At 72.5% G+C, this 1,171-nt stretch carries 2 protein-coding genes; both read left to right on the top strand.

All coding sequences use genetic code 11. The features are described from left to right. Positions 1 to 660, top strand: a 660-nt coding sequence (locus tag D4B81_RS17815) for a GAF and ANTAR domain-containing protein (RefSeq protein WP_237566093.1), incomplete at its 5' end; no start/stop codon positions are given. A gap of 149 nt (positions 661 to 809) precedes the next feature. After that, positions 810 to 1,171 (top strand): hypothetical protein (locus D4B81_RS17810; RefSeq protein WP_202613769.1); only part of this gene is annotated, 362 nt, incomplete at its 3' end.

Below are 1,171 nucleotides of genomic sequence, written 5' to 3'. Positions count from 1 at the left end.
GATCTGTCGGCCGTGGCGCGGTCCTTGCAGAACGAGACCGGCACCCAGGCGACCCTGGAGATGGCGGTGAGAGCGGCGACCAGCATCATCGAGGGGTGCGACCTGGCCGGTGTCTCGATCGCCGGTCCGGGAGGGGTGCGCACCCGCGCGGCCAGCGACGACGCGGTGCTGGCGATGCACGCGTTGCAGGACGAGCTGCAGCAGGGTCCGGCCGTGGACGCGCTGCGCGACCACGAGACGGTCTACGCCCCCGACCTGCTCGGCGACGAGCGCTGGCCGAGGTGGGGTCCCCGGGTCCATGAGATCGGCGTGCGCAGCGTCCTGTCCTACCGGTTGTTCACGACGAGGGACACGCTGGGCGCGTTCGACCTGTTCTCGCGCACCGGTGACGCGTTCGACCACGACGCGATCGACAACGCCCTGGCCCTGGCCGCCCACGTCGCGGTCGCGGTGGCGGCCGAGCTGAAGGACGAGCACCTGCAGGTGGCGGTGACGACCCGCACCGTCATCGGCCAGGCGCAGGGCATCCTCATGGAGCGCTTCGACCTCTCCGCCGACCGCGCCTTCGAGGTCCTGGTCCGCCTCTCCTCCCACCAGAACGTCAAGCTGCACCGGGTCGCCAGCCAGCTGGTCGAGACCCGCACCATCCCCTCCTCCTGAGAGGGACGAGGACGGCGTCGCCGCCGTGACGAAGCCGCGGCGGGGTCGGGCGTGCCAGGGGTTGCGGCGGCGCACGTCCTGGGTCATGCTGGGAGCAGCCTCCAGCAGATCGGGGCGCCACCCACCGTCTTTCCTGGGACGTGCGCCTCATGACCTGCCACACCACTCCCCGTACGGCCCGTCCCCGCATCGCGGTGCTCACCGTGGTCAGCGGGGAGCACGACCAGCTGCTCTCGCAGGTGGACGGGCTGGCCGTGAGCACCTGGCCGCCGGACCTGCACGTGGTCACCTCCGCCCGCGACCGGACGGTCACCCGGGGTCATCTGCCCATCGGCTCGGACCGCTGGGACACGGTCGTGCCCGTGCTGCCGGTGCCCCCGAGCCGCGCCGCGTTCCTCCCCGGGCTGCACGCCGCCGGTCAGGCCGCCCTGGACGGCGGCGCTGACGTCCTCGTCTTCCTGGCGGTCAGCTGCATCCCCAGCAGGCGGCTCCTCCAGATCTTCGCGGAGGC

The organism is Ornithinimicrobium cerasi, assembly GCF_003702705.1.
Taxonomy (GTDB): domain Bacteria; phylum Actinomycetota; class Actinomycetes; order Actinomycetales; family Dermatophilaceae; genus Ornithinicoccus; species Ornithinicoccus cerasi.
This window is presented reverse-complemented; position numbering and strand designations above follow the sequence as displayed.